Origin of the sequence: Streptococcus mitis subsp. hohhotensis (genome assembly GCF_000722775.1) — a bacterium.
GTDB classification, from domain to species: Bacteria; Bacillota; Bacilli; order Lactobacillales; family Streptococcaceae; genus Streptococcus; species Streptococcus carlssonii.
In genome coordinates, this window is the sequence record NZ_JPFZ01000009.1 from 573,506 (window position 1) to 588,419 (window position 14,914).

Genomic DNA, 14,914 nt, shown 5'->3' on the forward strand with positions numbered 1-14,914 from the left:
CGAGGTATTTCTTGTATTTTATACTCAATGAAAATCAAAAAGCAAACTAGGAAGCTAGCCGCAGGTTGCTCAAAGCACTGCTTTGAGGTTGCAGATAGAACTGACGAAGTCAGCTCAAAACACCGTTTTGAGGTTGCAGATAGAACTGACGAAGTCAGCTCAAAACACCGTTTTGAGGTTGCAGATAGAACTGACGAAGTCAGCTCAAAACACCGTTTTGAGGTTGCAGATAGAACTGACGAAGTCAGTAACATACATACGGCAAGGCGAAGCTGACGTGGTTTGAAGAGATTTTCGAAGAGTATTAAATGCTGAAAAGTTGTCCTAGCAGAAAGGTAACTCCCATAGTTAAGAGACCAATAGCAAGGTTCCGAATCATAGCCGTTTTGGTAGGTGCTTTTCCAAGTTTGGCACTAGTGTAACCAGTGAGAAGAAGGGCCACACCGACGATAAGGACGGTAGCAGGGATGCGGTATTCACTTGGGAAAATGGTAATTGAAAGCATGGGTGGTAAGCTACCAAGGAAAAAAGAAATAAAGCTAGAGATAGCAGCATGCCAAGGATTGGTAAACTCTTCATACTCAATCCCATATTTTTCCTCAACCAAAGCCTTGAGTGGATTTTTAAGAAAGGCCTTGTTGGTCAAGAGTTGGGCAGAGGTTTCACATTCTCCATTTTGGATATAGGCAGCATAGAGGGATTTTTTGGCTAGCTCTATATCTTGGTCTAGCAAGACTTGCTCACGCGCAACGGCCGCTTCCTCAGTATCTTTTTGAGTTGAAACGGATACGTATTCCCCACCAGCCATAGAAAAGGCACCAGCCAAGATAGCCGCAAAGCCTGATAAAAAGATGATCCAGATATTAGTCGTGGCACTGGCAACCCCAATAACCACACCAGCAATGGAAATAATCCCATCGTTGGCACCAAGAACACCCGCACGCAGGATATTTAAACGACCTGCAAAGTTTGAATCAATTTCGTGATTTGTTTCTGACATACTATTCTCCTTTTTATCCAGTATAAAGGAAAAATATAGGGAAATCAATCTTTTAAAAGTATCTGAAAAAAGTTGCACGATTTTAATTTTACGAGCTTTTTTAAAAGTTAGAAACACGACTAGCTAGTAGAGAAGGATAAAAGAGAAGCAAAGCTGATAGACTAATCCTTTTTCTACTTATCTATGGTATAATAGGACGTAGATTTACTAATCGGAGTAAGAAAGATTTTATGATTAAACTAGTAGCAACAGATATCTGTATAAGTAAATTGATACAATAGAATATAAAGAAAGCCTTGGAAAAAGTTGTTTTAAGGGTTTTTACTATCTATAGATAGAAGGAAATGGGTATCAGAAACACTTTGATTTTATGGAGACACCCTTGATTTGTTAAACGTTAAATTGTATGTTTCCAAAGTCAATCATCTTGAGACAGTATAAACGTATGTTATAAAATGCTATAATCATTCATAATATTTAATTTTAAATTACTGTATGCGAGGAATGGAATATGCCAAAATCATTTGATGAATTTTACTTTTACACTGCGGATAAGAAAGAAGATATTCAGATTTTAAATGATTATTTTGTAAAATATAAAAATCTAGGAATTTATCAAGATAATATGTTCTGCCCAGAGTGTAAACAAGCAGAGTTATCTTACATCCCTAAGACTTTACAAAGGAGAGCACATTTAAAAAGAAAGACTAGTTCTAAACACACTAATAGGTGCTCTTATCAATTTGATTATGCTAGCAAAAAGTATATTGAAGAATATTTTAAAAATCTTCGTGATGACCAAATTAAAGATAAGCTTGATGCCATGATGAGAAGTCTTTTTTTCAAAAAAGAATATTTGCCTCAAACACCAGTAGATCGAGGAGATTCTTGTGATGAAAATCCTTTAGTTCTGAAAAGAAAGACTGAAAGACAAGTACATCATAAAACTTTAAGAAGAAAAAGTATTGAAAAATGGCTATATAAAGAACTCGAAAATGAACTTCATCTTTTCTATGGCAAAGTACGATTAAGTATTTCAGAATGGTCTAATAGACAAGGAGATACTCTTTATTTTTTGAATATTTTTTGTAAGGATTCGAATAGGAAATGGAAAAAGAAAGCAAGTATATATCTTGGTGATAAAGTTTTGCTTAAAGTTGAAGAAGATACAGATTATTATTTAGTTGCAATTGGTCATTTAGATTTTTCAAAAGGATTTCCTCCAAAACTGAAGTTGGCAAGTAGACAAGCTTTCTCCATTGAGAAAGTTTTATGATAAGCAGAGGTGTAAAATGGCTTGGGTTGAATATTTAATTGATAGTTTAAAGAGAATTTTCTTAAAAAAGTCTATATCTGATTTTGAAAACAAAACAGAGAATGGAGAGGAAGGATATGATTCTAGATTTAATGATTCTACTTCAGAAGAACGAGGGATCAAGATTAAAACGTATTATGAAAATTGGGAGAATCAGACATTTGAATCTCTATTACAAGAGCATGGCTTGGTAGAATTAAAATTGCTGATTAATAATAATGAAATTTCTGAGAGTTTTAGTTTTTGTAATATTGGTATAAACTATAGTATTACCAAAACTGCAGATTTTAATTTCAGGTATAGAAGTATTAGTGTGCTACCTAAGTATAGAGAAAGAGGTGTATGTAGCTACTTGCTATTAAAATCAATTATTGTAGTTTTAGAAACACTAGAAAACAAAAATGTAGAATTTTCTTTAGTAAATACAGTAAAAATTGAAATTGAAGACAGATTTTCAATTTACGATTCTATTTTAACGGAAAAAATACCAAGTGAAAATATGCAATATAAAGTATTCTTAGCTGAAAATAGAGATACTAATATAGCACAGTTAAGGGAAATGTATAATAGCAAACTAGAAAAAATGACTACTAATTTAAAATTTACTTAGTATGATAGCATAGATTTAGTCAACATTTAATCAATATTTCGTCTGGAAGAAATCATTTAGTTCACATAAAGTGTGTTATTCTACTTGAAAAATTGAGAGATTTTGAAACAATAAAACATGCTATAATAGTTGCAGAAAGGTTGGTATTTATGGCTAGGATATTGGTTATTGAAGACAATAGTGACATTCAAGAGATTTTACGAACACTTCTTACTGAGGAGCATGAGGTAATTCAAGCCTTTTCTGGTACAGAAGGAATCATGCGTTTTGACCAAGGTGGGATTGACCTCGTTTTGCTAGATATCATGCTTCCTGGAAAAAATGGGGATCAGGTTTTAAAAGCCATCAGGGAACAAAGTCAAATTCCAGTCATTATGCTAACGGCTTTGAGTGATAAGAAGTTAATCAGTCAATACCTCTTAGACGGTGCCAATGATTACATAATCAAGCCTTTTGATTTGGACGAAGTCTTTGCCAGAGTTACTGTTCAATTACGTCAAAGCGTAGAAAAACAGCCTGTGGAAATAGGAAAAACTGAAAATCTGCCACAAAACTTGAAAAATATCCAGTTTGATGCAGAAAGTTTTGAAATCAAAAATAGTCAGGAAACGATTCGCCTTGCCAAGAAAGAATGCTTGATTCTCCAAACTCTCCTCAAACATCCTAAGAAAATTTTCACCAAGGAAGAACTTTATGAATTAGTCTGGGAGGAGAGCTACCTACCTGGAGATAATACTCTCAATACGCATTTGAGTAATCTTCGTAAAAAATTAAACCAGCTTGATCCAAATCAAGAATATATTGAAACCATCTGGGGCGTTGGGGTAAGATTAAAAGGAGACAAGCAATGACCTACATGATAATCTTTATCCTATTGGTACTCCTAATTATTTTATCGATTGTATTAATTCGCTACCATCTAGCACTTAAAAACTTGAGTCAACAGATTGAAGACAAGATTCTCACAGGTAGTATGAAAAGAGTCGGAGTCAGCATTTTTTCCAAACATTTTTTACATCTCTACCAGCAAATTGAAAATCTATTTCAAGAAGTGGAACAATCTCGGTTGGTGATGAAAAGGGAAAAGCACACTCTGGATATGGCCATCAGCAATATCGCCCATGATATTCGGACGCCTCTGACTATCGCTTCAGGCTACACCCAACAATTGATAAAAACTCCTGAAAACAAAGCAGAAACCTTACAAAAAATAGCCCAGCATCTTGATTTAGTTTCCAAACGTTTGGAGGCTCTCCTAGAATATCGTCGTTTGATGGAAGGAGCTGTCAAACCGAAACTGGAAGAAGTTGATCTTTCAGCTTTTATTACCAAGAAGACTCTGGCTTATTATGATGTTTTTCAGGCGGCAAGTATCACGCTTGATTTTAAGGTTGAAGCTGGTCTGAAAATGAGGACTGATGAAGACTTGCTGGATCGAATTTTACAAAATCTGCTTGGGAATGTCCTCAAACATGGCAAGGAAGAAGCGCGGCTATCTTTGAGAAAGGAAAAGGAACAGCTTGTCTTAGAGATTGCAAACCTTGTCAAACAACCCATCAAAAGAATAGAAAATCTCAGCAACCGTTTTTATTCTGAAAATCTATCAGACACCGAAGAATCCTCTGGTTTAGGCCTTTATATCACTGAGGAATTATGTCATCTTCTCGGTGCAGAGATGAAACTAAGCACAGATGGGCAATGGTTGTCGGTTTTCATTTACTTTTAACAAAAAGAAACCTCCTCTGTAGGCTAGAGGAGGTCATTTTTTATAGACTTTTCTTTTTGAAAACTGTCAGTCCACTTAGATTAAAGATTACAATAACAGCTAAGCTAACTATAAGTGTATAGAAAATGGATTCACTATTAGCAGTCATAGCATAGAAAAACTGCAATGATAAATATGGCAAAATTTTGATACTTGGGAAGATGAGCATTGGCATAGAAAGTAAGATAGAGCTGACCAAATAACCAATAAATACCGCAATATAAGAATGACTAACATAGAGGATGAAGGAAACAATGGAAAGCCAAGCAAGGAGGCAAAGAAATTGAAGGAAAATGGTTACCAGTAGATTGCCAATAAAGCCATCAGGCATAGTTCCAAATCCATTTAAGATTGTTGCTGGAATAAAGGCAATCACAAGGCTGATGATGACTTGTAAAAGTGCAATAGAAGCCAATACAAAGGCTTTCGCTAGAAAAAACTCTGTACGAGAAACCCCTACTGTCAAACTATTTTTATAGAGCTTTCCGATTAAATCAACACCGAGAACGAGACAAGTTAGAACAATACAGAGAAAAACGAGGTTTGAACCTTGACTAGATGCGTTAATCAGGGCTTGTACACCGTCCCAACCATGGGTTGGAATTTCTGGCTCTTCTGTATTGATTGCCATCAGATGGCCAGTAGCTCCAAAAACAGCCCCCATTAACATGAGTACAAAGAGAATGAACTCTGTAATCCAGAATCCTTTGGAACGGAAAAGACGGTAAAAGTCTGCTTGAATGGTATGTATCATGATTTTTCTCCTATTCGACCAATTGAGTGAAGTATTCTTCTAGGTTTTGACGGGCATAGTAAATCTCGTCAATGGCAACATCTGCCAAGGTTAATTCCTTGAGAATCTGTTTGACATCTTGTTCCTGACCAAAGATATGGATTTCATTTTCAGGATTAACAACCTTGAACTGGAGCTGGATTTGTTCTTTCAATACTTGACAAGCTTTCTCTTGATCAGCTGTCTTAAGAACAATATAATCCTCACTTAGTGTTTCAAATTCAGCTTTGCTGATTTCACGGATAACCTTTCCTTGATCTAAAATACCAAAACGATTAGCTACGAGGTAGAGTTCTGACAAGATATGGCTAGAGATGAGAATGGTGATCCCTTGTTCTTGATTGAGTCGTTGAATCATGAGTCGAAATTCTTTGATACCGATTGGGTCGAGACCATTGATAGGTTCATCTAAGATTAGGAAATCTGGTTTGGATAGGAGGGCAATGGCAATACCAAGTCTTTGTTTCATTCCAAGAGAGAAATCTCGAAAGACTTTTTTACCTGTATCTGTCAAACCTACATAGTCTAGGGTTTCTCGAATGACTTGATCAGCATTTGGAATATGACGAATCATACAGTAATATTTCAGATTTTGATAAGCTGTTAAGTGATTATGAGCTACAGGTGATTCAATCACTGAACCTACTCGAGATAGAGCTTTGGTCCACTCATTTTCCGTTTGGCTAGAGAAGAGGGAAACAGTCCCTTTATCCGCAAACAGTAGTTGCGTAATAATTTTTATTAAGGTGGTTTTCCCAGCTCCATTCTTTCCGATCAGTCCATAGATATCTCCCTCTCTTATCGTTAGATGAAGATCCTGAAGGATAGCTTGTTTGTCAAAGTTTTTGGACAATCCATGAATGTCGAGTACTGTTTTCATGATTCTCTCCTTTTGATTTATTTTGATAACTCTAGTATAAAGCATAGAAATCAAAGAAAGCTCAAGGATTTCTAAAGAGTTTCTAAAGTTTTAGGAATTCTTAAATATCAAAACCCAGTTGATAAGAACTGGGCTTCTTAATTATAAAATATATTTCTCAATGGCACGCGCAACGCCGTCTTCTTCGTTGCTGGCTGTAACGGCATCCGCAAGAGATTTGACATAATCGCTGGCATTTCCCATTGCAATGCCAAGTCCTGCAAACTGGAGCATTTCGATATCGTTATTGGCATCGCCCATGGCCATAATTTCTGATGGCTTGATATTCAAAATCTCTGCTAGTCGAGAAAGCGCAGTAGCCTTTGTCGTTCCAAGTGGCATGGCTTCATAAATGACAGGCTGTGAACGAACTCCACTAAATCGTTGACAGAGTTCTCCAGCAAAACGCTCTTCAAAATCGTCTGTTTGCTCTCTGGTGCCCAAAAACATCCCTTGGAACATGCGATACTTGCCACTAGTCGCTTCCTCAAGAGAAATTTCAGTCAGGTCTGAAAAGACTAGCTTGGCATCATTTTGAATGATTTCATTCGGCTTACCACCGAGGACAAAATAATGCTCCTCATCAAAAAGAGTCAACTGAACATCGCTTTTTTCAGCTAGGTCATAGAGGTACTCGATGTCTGCTGGACTGAGTTCTTGCCAATCAACCAGACTCCAATCACTGGTCTGGTGAGTTGAACAACCGTTGTTAACAATAACATATTCGTTCTGGAGGTCAAGCCCCAGTTTTTTGTAGTAGGGGAGGACACCGAAAAGGGGGCGGCCCGTACAAAGTACCAGTTTGACGCTTTTTTCAATAGCTTGGTGAATAGCAGTAATATGAGCTTGTGGGATTTCCTTGGCTTCATTGAGGAGGGTTCCATCCATATCCAAGGCTAGTAGTTTAATCATAGGTCTTCCTTCTTTATCTTTTGGTATTATTATAGCATATTTTAGAAAATAAAATGGTAAAAGGGTAGAGACTAATTGATTTTACAGTTTAGGATATTTGGAGAACATTTATTAGGAAAGGTTACACGTTATTCAATTAAGTAAATAATTATATTTGGTAAGCTGGTCAAAAAAACAGAGGATTTAAGATGAAAAATGTGTTATTCATCTTAAATCCTCTGTTCTCCTTAATTTTTTATAAATCAACTTGATTAGACGTAGGGTATGATTTATCTTCTAAATTTTCGTTTGATAATAGAGCGTTGGACTTTTAAAACAAGTAAGCTAAATCCGATTGCTGCGACAAATGCAAGAGCAGTTGATAATTTTAATGCTAAAAAGATAAAACTAAAGATAGCAACACAGATACAAAAAACAGCAATATTAACAAAAAATAGGATTTCCTTGAGATTGGCATCAGATTGTGCTTCAGGTGTATAATCTTGATAGCGAGGAATCTGATGATTTAATTCTTCTTGATAGTCTACCTCATAGGATTGTAATTTTCTTACAGGCATTATTCTCTCCTTAACTGTACATACCTATTTTATCATTTTTTAATCGGATAATTATTACAGTAAGGTTACAAAAAGAATAAAGTCCCTTTTCATTTTCAAACTATTGTTCAGGACACGATAGTTTGAAAATAATAGTACGCATAATATTAAGGCTGTTAAACACCTATTGAAAATAGATTAGTAGAAATCGAAACAGTACATTAATACTCTTTAAAACAAGTTAGCGGCATCTTGTATTAGGTATATGTTACTGATTTAGCCAGTTTTATCTATAATCAAAAAGCTGTTCTTTGATTTTTATTGAGTATATAGACTGCAAATTGCGCTTAAAAGTGGTATAATGGTAAAGTTATATAGTCCCGATAAGATGGTAGGCATTTATTATGATGAGTTTTTCTATCAGTACTTTGCAATTCGCAAAGAATGACGGCTCCAAAGTCGTTCGTCATTCTACGGTTGCCGCTATAGGGCGGTCACCCTATGCGCCTTACTAGCTTCAGAAATAAAAAAGTATCGCTTTTATTTCTTTCACGTCGTAACTCTTAGAAAATGAGAATACCTATCAGTACTTTGTAACTCTATAACACTATTTTTAAGGGGGGACATTTTTATGTCAGAACGTAAATTATTCACGTCTGAATCTGTATCTGAGGGGCATCCAGATAAGATTGCAGACCAAATCTCAGATGCGATTTTGGATGCTATTCTAGCTAAGGATCCAGAGGCGCACGTAGCTGCTGAGACAGCTGTATATACTGGTTCCGTCCATGTTTTTGGTGAAATATCTACAAATGCCTATGTGGATATCAACCGTGTGGTTCGTGATACCATTGCAGAGATTGGCTACACCAATACAGAGTATGGTTTTTCTGCGGAGACGGTGGGAGTTCACCCATCACTTGTTGAGCAGTCACCGGATATCGCCCAAGGGGTTAATGAAGCCTTAGAAGTTCGTGGAAATGCAGACCAAGATCCGCTGGACTTAATTGGTGCTGGAGACCAAGGTCTCATGTTTGGATTTGCAGTGGATGAAACAGAAGAGCTCATGCCATTGCCAATTTCACTCAGCCACAAGTTGGTTCGTCGTTTAGCAGAACTTCGTAAGTCTGGTGAAATCAGTTATCTTCGCCCAGATGCCAAATCACAGGTTACGGTTGAGTACGATGAAAATGACCGTCCGGTACGTGTGGACACAGTCGTTATTTCAACTCAGCACGATCCAGAAGTCAGCAACGAACAAATTCACAATGATGTCATTAACAAGGTTATCAAAGAGGTTATTCCAGTCTCTTACTTGGATGAGCAAACAAAATTCTTCATCAATCCTACTGGTCGTTTTGTAATCGGTGGACCTCAAGGGGACTCTGGTTTGACTGGTCGTAAGATTATCGTAGATACTTATGGTGGCTACTCTCGTCACGGTGGTGGTGCCTTCTCTGGTAAAGATGCGACTAAGGTGGACCGTTCAGCCTCTTATGCGGCTCGTTATATTGCCAAGAATATCGTTGCAGCAGGTCTTGCTAAGAAGGCGGAAGTGCAATTGGCTTATGCTATCGGTGTTGCCCAGCCTGTTTCTGTCCGTATCGATACCTTTGGTACAGGAAGAGTAGCTGAAAGCAAGCTTGAAAAAGCAACTCGTCAAATCTTTGACCTTCGCCCTGCAGGGATTATCCAAATGCTTGATCTCAAGCGTCCAATTTACCGTCAAACAGCGGCTTATGGACACATGGGACGTACAGATATTGACCTTCCATGGGAACGCTTGGACAAGGTAGATGCTTTGAAAGAAGCAGTCAAATAAAATCTTGAGAGGGGGACTTCCCCTCTTTTTTACTGATAAAACATTTCACATACAAATAATTGAACTTTGGAAAAAATAAGACTATATATAGCTCTTCAGTTGTGTAGTATTAACAGAAGTTTAGTGGGTGAGTTCTTTATCATTTTCCTTATTCTGTTGACTATTTCATTCTGGTTTAGTATTTGGAAACTAGAAAAAGCACTAGCTAATAATTCACAATGTAATTCCAAAGATTTAGATCCGAAAACTGGAAATTTTTGTACTTTTACCTAGACAGTGGATAAACCCTTGATACGACTGAGTTTAAGGGGTAATGTACACTCTTTGAAAAATGTACTTTATAATCGAAATGTACTTTATTTTAAGATTGGATAAAGTACATTTTTTGATCCAGTAGCTTAGATATATAATGTACATTTTAGACAATTTTGAACGAAAAAAATTTTTAGTTATATCTTCGGTCTAAGTCTTTTTATCACTTTAAAAAACTCCTATAACATCTTTCCGAAAAACTATAATTTTCTTGAAAAATGTATAAGTCTATGCTATACTACTAGTAGACTTATTTATGGAGAAAATACATGAAACGCGAGATTTTACTGGAACGAATCGACAAACTAAAACAAATCATGCCCTGGTATGTTTTGGAATACTACCAATCTAAGCTTGCCGTTCCCTACAGTTTTACAACCTTGTACGAATACCTCAAGGAATACGATCGATTTTTCAGCTGGGTTTTGGAGTCAGGAATTTCAAATGCTAATAAAATATCTGATATTTCTTTATCTGTCTTGGAAAATATGTCTAAGAAAGACATGGAATCTTTTATCCTTTACTTACGTGAACGTCCTTTGCTGAATGCTAATACAACCAAGCAAGGAGTTTCTCAGACAACCATCAATCGGACTTTGTCAGCACTTTCTAGTCTTTACAAGTATCTGACTGAGGAGGTTGAAAACGACCAGGGCGAACCTTATTTCTATCGTAATGTAATGAAGAAAGTTTCAACCAAGAAAAAGAAAGAGACTCTTGCTGCCAGAGCTGAAAACATCAAACAAAAGCTCTTTCTAGGTGATGAAACAGAAGGGTTTCTGACTTATATAGATCAAGATTACCCACAACAGCTCTCAAATCGAGCTCTTTCATCATTTAATAAAAATAAAGAACGTGATTTGGCCATTATTGCCCTTCTCTTGGCATCGGGTGTTCGCTTATCTGAAGCTGTTAATCTGGATCTAAGAGATCTCAATCTTAAAATGATGGTTATCGATGTCACTCGAAAAGGTGGCAAACGTGATTCGGTAAATGTCGCTGCCTTTGCTAAGCCTTATCTAGAAAATTATCTGGCCATTCGTAATCAACGCTATAAGACTGAAAAGACGGATATTGCACTCTTTCTAACTCTCTATCGAGGTGTTCCCAATCGTATTGACGCATCCAGCGTTGAAAAAATGGTTGCTAAATACTCTGAAGACTTCAAAGTTCGTGTAACCCCCCACAAACTGCGCCATACCCTAGCAACTAGGCTCTATGATGCTACTAAATCGCAAGTTTTGGTCAGCCATCAGCTAGGACACGCCAGTACACAAGTCACTGACCTCTATACCCATATCATAAATGATGAACAAAAGAATGCCTTGGATAGTTTATAGATCGCATAAATTAAATTATGTAATAAATAAGAAAGGGATTCAATAAACTATTAATCTTATTTGATCATATCAAATACAATTGCTAACAGAGTAAACAGCTTTAAAGAATATGAAATAAAATTTATGTGGCCACTAGCTTGCCTTTCTTTGTAATATCCTGGATATGCAAATCACTTATAATTGGTATTCATCTCAAAATAAGAGGATTCCACAAAAATAAATCAAATTGAGCACTTATAAAAACATGATGCTGCCTGCGATGTCCAATATTTTATCAGAAAATAAAATTCCGCTAAAAACAATCATGGATAGGGTTGGACATTCTGATTCTGATGTTACTAATTCCATCTATACCCACGTCACGAAGAACATGAAAGATGAAGCAATCAATGTACTGGATAAAGTTATGAAAAATATTTTTTAAAAAGTTTTGCCCCTTTTTTGCCCCCTAAATACAAAAATAGCCCTTCGGATAAAATCCGAGGGGCTAGAAACGTTGTTTAATCAACGGCCGAACTTTTGAATTTCAAGGTTCGGGATAAAATAGTTCACTGAACTATTTTATTTTTTAAGGTTGTAGAATGATTTCAATCCACGGTATTCAGCTACTTCACCAAGTTGGTCTTCAATGCGAAGTAATTGGTTGTATTTAGCGATACGGTCTGTACGTGAAAGTGAACCAGTCTTGATTTGTCCTGCGTTAGTTGCAACTGCGATGTCAGCGATTGTTGAATCTTCAGTTTCACCTGAACGGTGTGATACAACGGCAGTGTAACCAGCTTCTTTCGCCATTTCGATAGCGTCGAATGTTTCAGTAAGAGTACCGATTTGGTTAACTTTGATAAGGATTGAGTTAGCAGCACCTTCTGCAATACCTTTTTCAAGGTAAGAAGTGTTTGTTACGAAGAAGTCGTCACCAACCAATTGAACTTTACCACCAAGACGTTCAGTAAGAGCTTTCCAACCGTCCCAGTCATTTTCATCCATACCATCTTCGATAGTGATGATTGGGTATTTGTTTACCAATTCTTCAAGGTAGTCGATTTGTTCTGCAGCAGTACGTACAGCTGCTCCTTCACCTTCGAATTTAGTGTAGTCGTAAACTTTACGTTCTTTATCGTAGAATTCTGATGAAGCACAGTCAAATCCGATAAATACGTCTTTACCAGGAACATATCCAGCAGCTTCGATAGCAGCAAGAATAGTTTCAACTCCATCTTCAGTTCCTTCAAAACGAGGAGCGAATCCACCTTCGTCACCTACGGCTGTTTCAAGACCACGAGATTTAAGGATTTTCTTAAGAGCGTGGAAGATTTCAGCACCCCAACGTAGAGCTTCTTTGAATGATGGCGCACCAGCAGGTACGATCATGAATTCTTGGAAAGCGATTGGAGCGTCAGAGTGAGAACCACCGTTGATGATGTTCATCATTGGAGTTGGAAGAACTTTAGTGTTGAATCCACCAAGGTAGCTGTAAAGTGGGACTTCAAGGTAGTCAGCAGCAGCACGAGCTACAGCGATAGACACACCAAGGATTGCGTTTGCACCCAATTTACCTTTGTTAGGAGTACCGTCAAGAGCGATCATAGCACGGTCGATAGCTTGTTGGTCACGTACATCGTAGCCGATGATAGCTTCAGCAATGATGTTGTTTACGTTGTCAACAGCTTTTTGTGTACCAAGACCACCGTAACGAGATTTGTCACCGTCGCGAAGTTCAACTGCTTCGTGTTCACCAGTAGAAGCTCCTGATGGAACCATACCACGTCCGAAAGCACCTGATTCAGTGTAAACTTCTACTTCAAGTGTTGGGTTACCGCGTGAGTCTAGGACTTCGCGAGCGTAAACATCAGTAATAATTGACATTTTTTACTCTCCTTATGAGTTAAATTTTTTACACCTCTATGATACCTTAAAACCACTCCTTTTTCAAGAAAAAACGTTATCTTTGTGCAAATTTTCCTTAACTTTATAAAGTAATCGCTTTCTTTTGTCTGTTTTATTCTAACTTTTATGATATACTGTTTTCATGACAGATTTATCAAAACAATTACTTGAAAAAGCTCATGGTGGAGCAAAATTAAATCCGGATGAGCAAAGACGCTATCTTGGTACCTTTGAGGAAAGAGTTCTTGGATATGCAGATATTGACACAGCAAATAGCCCTCAGTTAGAAAAAGGCTTTTTATCTATTTTAGAAAACCTTCAGGAAAAAGCAGAACCATTATTTGTGAAGATTTCACCAAATATCGAATTTGACAAGCAAGTTTTCTACTTAAAAGAAGCTAAAGAAACTGATAGTCAAGCTACCATTGTATCTGAAGAGCACGCTTCTTCTCCTTTTGGCCTGATTATCCACACCAATGCACCAGTTCAAGTAGAAGAAAAGGATCTTCGACTTGCTTTTGCAAAACTTTGGGAAGTTAAAAAGGAAGAACCAGCCAAAACATCCATCTGGAAAAAATGGTTTGGCTAAATTTTGCGCATAGTTAATAAGTGTCCAATATTGGCGGCCGTGCGCTCCAGATAGAGGCTGGCATTTTTCAAACTATCTTCTAAAGGTTCGCTTTTCTCTAAAATAGAAAAGGCGGCTTGGATATTTTCAAATGGTAGGGAAGGTAAATCTTCAGCAAGACTACCACAAATAGCAATAACAGGAACTCCGACAGGGGTTCTTTTTGCAACACCTATAGGTGCTTTACCTGCTAAACTTTGACAATCTAGCTTTCCTTCTCCTACAACAACCAAGTCAGCATGTGAAACTTTCTTATCAAAGTTGATTAAGTTCAAGCAGGTATCAATTCCAGATACGATATTTGCCCGAGCAAAGGCACACAAACCGCCAGCAAGACCTCCACCAGCTCCTGCTCCTTTAATTTCCAATGTTACAGGGGAGGCTTTTTCATAAAAATCTTGGATTGCCTGATCTACGACTGCAAACATAGTAGGATCTAGGCCTTTTTGTTTGCCAAAAATATAGGTCGCACCTTGAGGACCACATAAGGGACTGACGACATCTGCTAAAATACGAATTTGCACATCTTCAGGAATTTCATAGCAATTTTCTGTTGACATACAAGCTAAGTTTAATAAGGACTGCCCGCAAGCGGGCAAGACATTTCCATCCCTATCATAAAATCGATAACCTAAACCAGCAGCGATCCCAATTCCTCCGTCATTACTGGCCGTACCACCAACTCCGATATAGATATCTTTAATCCCTTTAACAATGAGACAACGAATCAATTCCCCTATTCCACAAGTTTGGATTTGCAGTGGATTTCGTTTCTCTAGCGGAATTTTTCCAAGGCCAACCAAGTCAGCTACTTCAAATAGTGCCAGTTCCCCTTTTTGAAAATAGCGCATGTCTTCTTTTTGGCCAAAAAGGCCTGTCACTTGGATCCATTTTTCTTCAAGGTCAAGAGAATGTCGAATGGAATCTACTGTACCTTCGCCACCATCACCAACAGGGCAGAGGAGGCATTCTACATCTGCTATCGATTGTTGGAAGCCTCTTTTTATTGATTCAGCTACCTGTTGAGCTGTCAAGCTTTCCTTAAATGAATCTGGTGCAATTACAATCTTCATAT

The 14,914-nt window shown here is 37.4% G+C and carries 15 protein-coding genes and 1 pseudogene; 9 read left to right on the top strand and 7 right to left on the bottom strand.

Going from position 1 to position 14,914, the window contains the following annotated elements; translation table 11 throughout:
- Positions 1-27: 27 nt before the first annotated feature.
- Positions 28-276 (top strand): hypothetical protein, encoded by a 249-nt coding sequence (locus SK608_RS11700; RefSeq protein WP_033677173.1) that lies wholly within the window; start codon positions 28-30, stop codon positions 274-276.
- Between the two features lie 28 nt (positions 277-304).
- On the opposite strand, the gene SK608_RS05480 is transcribed toward SK608_RS11700, so the two are convergent.
- Positions 305-1,000, bottom strand: coding sequence for a VIT1/CCC1 transporter family protein (locus tag SK608_RS05480; RefSeq protein ID WP_033677174.1), 696 nt, complete (start codon positions 998-1,000; stop codon positions 305-307).
- Between the two features lie 511 nt (positions 1,001-1,511).
- On the opposite strand from SK608_RS05480, the gene SK608_RS05485 reads away from it, so the two are divergent.
- From SK608_RS05485 to SK608_RS05500, 4 genes are all read left to right on the top strand, one after another.
- Complete coding sequence (locus SK608_RS05485) at positions 1,512-2,276, top strand: hypothetical protein (protein ID WP_033677176.1); 765 nt, start codon at positions 1,512-1,514, stop codon at positions 2,274-2,276.
- 16 nt (positions 2,277-2,292) lie between these two features.
- On the top strand, positions 2,293-2,925 hold the full coding sequence (locus tag SK608_RS05490; protein ID WP_033677179.1) for a hypothetical protein: 633 nt from the start codon (positions 2,293-2,295) through the stop codon (positions 2,923-2,925).
- A 149-nt stretch (positions 2,926-3,074) separates the two neighbouring features.
- Positions 3,075-3,776 carry a response regulator transcription factor gene (locus SK608_RS05495; protein WP_033677181.1) on the top strand — a complete coding sequence of 234 codons (702 nt, stop codon included), beginning with the start codon at positions 3,075-3,077 and terminating at the stop codon, positions 3,774-3,776.
- Complete coding sequence (locus tag SK608_RS05500; RefSeq protein WP_033677184.1) at positions 3,773-4,651, top strand: sensor histidine kinase; 879 nt, start codon at positions 3,773-3,775, stop codon at positions 4,649-4,651. The genes SK608_RS05495 and SK608_RS05500 overlap by 4 nt, the downstream gene beginning before the upstream one ends.
- 40 nt (positions 4,652-4,691) lie before the next feature.
- Here SK608_RS05500 and SK608_RS05505 read toward each other — a convergent pair whose 3' ends face one another.
- The 4 genes from SK608_RS05505 to SK608_RS05520 form a co-directional block, all read right to left on the bottom strand.
- Positions 4,692-5,444 carry an ABC transporter permease gene (locus SK608_RS05505; RefSeq protein ID WP_033677189.1) on the bottom strand — a complete coding sequence of 251 codons (753 nt, stop codon included), beginning with the start codon at positions 5,442-5,444 and terminating at the stop codon, positions 4,692-4,694.
- A 10-nt stretch (positions 5,445-5,454) separates the two neighbouring features.
- A complete protein-coding gene (locus SK608_RS05510; protein WP_033677191.1) occupies positions 5,455-6,363 on the bottom strand; it encodes an ATP-binding cassette domain-containing protein in 909 nt (302 codons plus the stop codon).
- A 141-nt stretch (positions 6,364-6,504) separates the two neighbouring features.
- On the bottom strand, positions 6,505-7,314 hold the full coding sequence (locus SK608_RS05515) for a Cof-type HAD-IIB family hydrolase (protein WP_033677192.1): 810 nt from the start codon (positions 7,312-7,314) through the stop codon (positions 6,505-6,507).
- Between the two features lie 269 nt (positions 7,315-7,583).
- Positions 7,584-7,871, bottom strand: coding sequence for a DUF3270 domain-containing protein (locus tag SK608_RS05520; protein WP_001145223.1), 288 nt, complete (start codon positions 7,869-7,871; stop codon positions 7,584-7,586).
- 610 nt (positions 7,872-8,481) lie between these two features.
- Here SK608_RS05520 and metK point away from each other — a divergent pair.
- From metK to SK608_RS05535, 3 genes and pseudogenes are all read left to right on the top strand, one after another.
- A complete protein-coding gene (gene metK / locus SK608_RS05525) occupies positions 8,482-9,672 on the top strand; it encodes a methionine adenosyltransferase (RefSeq protein WP_033677194.1) in 1,191 nt (396 codons plus the stop codon).
- Between the two features lie 581 nt (positions 9,673-10,253).
- A complete protein-coding gene (gene xerS, locus SK608_RS05530; RefSeq protein ID WP_033677196.1) occupies positions 10,254-11,324 on the top strand; it encodes a tyrosine recombinase XerS in 1,071 nt (356 codons plus the stop codon).
- A 265-nt stretch (positions 11,325-11,589) separates the two neighbouring features.
- Positions 11,590-11,748: pseudogene (locus SK608_RS05535) on the top strand (integrase); the annotation flags it as partial.
- A 137-nt stretch (positions 11,749-11,885) separates the two neighbouring features.
- On the opposite strand, the gene eno reads toward SK608_RS05535, so the two are convergent.
- Complete coding sequence (gene eno / locus SK608_RS05540) at positions 11,886-13,190, bottom strand: surface-displayed alpha-enolase (RefSeq protein WP_033677198.1); 1,305 nt, start codon at positions 13,188-13,190, stop codon at positions 11,886-11,888.
- Between the two features lie 163 nt (positions 13,191-13,353).
- On the opposite strand from eno, the gene SK608_RS05545 reads away from it, so the two are divergent.
- Complete coding sequence (locus SK608_RS05545) at positions 13,354-13,800, top strand: DUF1694 domain-containing protein (RefSeq protein WP_033677200.1); 447 nt, start codon at positions 13,354-13,356, stop codon at positions 13,798-13,800.
- Here the strand turns inward: SK608_RS05545 and SK608_RS05550 are convergent.
- The gene (locus SK608_RS05550) at positions 13,797-14,912 is read right to left on the bottom strand and encodes a glycerate kinase (RefSeq protein WP_033677201.1); all 1,116 of its coding nucleotides are present in this window, start codon (positions 14,910-14,912) and stop codon (positions 13,797-13,799) included. The two genes, SK608_RS05545 and SK608_RS05550, sit on opposite strands and share 4 nt — an antisense overlap.
- Between the last annotated feature and the right edge of the window lie 2 nt (positions 14,913-14,914).

Coding starts and splice junctions, on each gene's coding strand:
- SK608_RS05500 (WP_033677184.1), top strand. CDS start 3,773: ATGACCTACATGATAATCTTTATCCTATTGGTACTCCTAATTATTTTA.
- metK (WP_033677194.1), top strand. CDS start 8,482: ATGTCAGAACGTAAATTATTCACGTCTGAATCTGTATCTGAGGGGCAT.
- SK608_RS05495 (WP_033677181.1), top strand. CDS start 3,075: ATGGCTAGGATATTGGTTATTGAAGACAATAGTGACATTCAAGAGATT.
- SK608_RS05510 (WP_033677191.1), bottom strand. CDS start 6,363: ATGAAAACAGTACTCGACATTCATGGATTGTCCAAAAACTTTGACAAA.
- SK608_RS05520 (WP_001145223.1), bottom strand. CDS start 7,871: ATGCCTGTAAGAAAATTACAATCCTATGAGGTAGACTATCAAGAAGAA.
- SK608_RS11700 (WP_033677173.1), top strand. CDS start 28: ATGAAAATCAAAAAGCAAACTAGGAAGCTAGCCGCAGGTTGCTCAAAG.
- SK608_RS05515 (WP_033677192.1), bottom strand. CDS start 7,314: ATGATTAAACTACTAGCCTTGGATATGGATGGAACCCTCCTCAATGAA.
- SK608_RS05490 (WP_033677179.1), top strand. CDS start 2,293: ATGGCTTGGGTTGAATATTTAATTGATAGTTTAAAGAGAATTTTCTTA.
- SK608_RS05545 (WP_033677200.1), top strand. CDS start 13,354: ATGACAGATTTATCAAAACAATTACTTGAAAAAGCTCATGGTGGAGCA.
- SK608_RS05505 (WP_033677189.1), bottom strand. CDS start 5,444: ATGATACATACCATTCAAGCAGACTTTTACCGTCTTTTCCGTTCCAAA.
- SK608_RS05550 (WP_033677201.1), bottom strand. CDS start 14,912: ATGAAGATTGTAATTGCACCAGATTCATTTAAGGAAAGCTTGACAGCT.
- eno (WP_033677198.1), bottom strand. CDS start 13,190: ATGTCAATTATTACTGATGTTTACGCTCGCGAAGTCCTAGACTCACGC.
- SK608_RS05485 (WP_033677176.1), top strand. CDS start 1,512: ATGCCAAAATCATTTGATGAATTTTACTTTTACACTGCGGATAAGAAA.
- SK608_RS05480 (WP_033677174.1), bottom strand. CDS start 1,000: ATGTCAGAAACAAATCACGAAATTGATTCAAACTTTGCAGGTCGTTTA.
- xerS (WP_033677196.1), top strand. CDS start 10,254: ATGAAACGCGAGATTTTACTGGAACGAATCGACAAACTAAAACAAATC.